The sequence below is a fragment of the Micromonospora sp. HK10 genome, from assembly GCF_000982955.1.
Lineage (GTDB): Bacteria > Actinomycetota > Actinomycetes > Mycobacteriales > Micromonosporaceae > Micromonospora.
On sequence record NZ_KQ058764.1, the window covers coordinates 1 to 1106 of the forward strand.

Sequence of the window (1106 nt, forward strand, 5' to 3'; positions counted from 1 at the left end):
CGTCAAGGACTGCTTCAACTGAACCACCACATAACCTGGGGGCCCCTTTCCACCGCGCCGCGGCGAAAGGGGCCCCTTCCCCCCGCCGGGGCGAAAGGGGCGGCTTTCCTTCCGCGTCGCCGCCGGACGGTTTCCGGGCGCGGGTTCCGGTACGGGCCGTCGCGCCGTCTTCCTCCCGTCCGGCGGGGTTCGCCACCCGCGGCGCCCCTGCTGCCCTCCGGTCCCGGCTGCCCGCCGAGCACGCTACCCGCCCCTAATGCGGGTTTTTTTCGTATACGCGCCCGAGGTGAAGAAGGTTCTCATAGCGTGTGTTTCAGCAGCTACAACCGATTTGTAGCGAAGGCCGCCTCGCCGTGGCGAAGCGACCTTGTCGGATACAAGGAGAGGGCAGAGAGCTCCGATGTCCAACTACCTTCGCAATAACCATGACGCCGCCGGTAAGGCGATCTCCCCGTTCCGCCGTAGCCGGATGTGGCTCGCCACCGGCGTGGTGGGCCTGACGGGAGCCGTCAGCCTCGCCGGCGTGGCGTACGCGACCACGGGAGCGGTCGGCCCGCACCGGCTCGCCGACGTGAAGTGGTCCACCGCCCAGCAGCTCCGGGACGACGCGGGCCCGGCGGGCGAGGAGAACGGCAAGGACCAGCACGGCCGAGACGGCAAGGACCACGGCTGGGGTGAGTGGGGTGAGCACGGCGAGGTGCGGGCGGTGCCGTGTGACGACGAGGAGCTGGTCGAGGCGATCGACCTGGCGAACCGGGGTCACGGCGGCACGCTGGAGCTGGCCGAGCACTGCACCTACGAGCTGACCTTCGCGGACAAGAAGTCGGGCACGGCCCTGCCGACGATCAAGCAGGACGTGACGATCAAGGGCAACGACTCGACGATCAAGCGGGACTCCGAGGACGCCTTCCGGCTGTTCCGGGTCGCCGACGGCGGCGAGCTGACCCTGAAGGACCTCACCGTCAAGGACGGCAACGCCGCCGAGTTCAAGTACGGCGGCGCGCCGACCCCGCCGGCCGCCGCCGACGCGCCCGCGCTCACCCCGGCGCCGCCTGGGCCGCCGCCGAAGGGCGACAACAAGGACGAGGGTGAGGGTGACGGTGGTG

Annotated in this window: 1 pseudogene; it reads left to right on the forward strand. The window is 70.3% G+C overall.

Features of this window, described 5'->3' with window-relative positions:
- Window positions 1-400: 400 nt before the first annotated feature.
- Window positions 401-1106, forward strand: a pseudogene (locus tag LQ51_RS10020) (hypothetical protein); the annotation flags it as partial.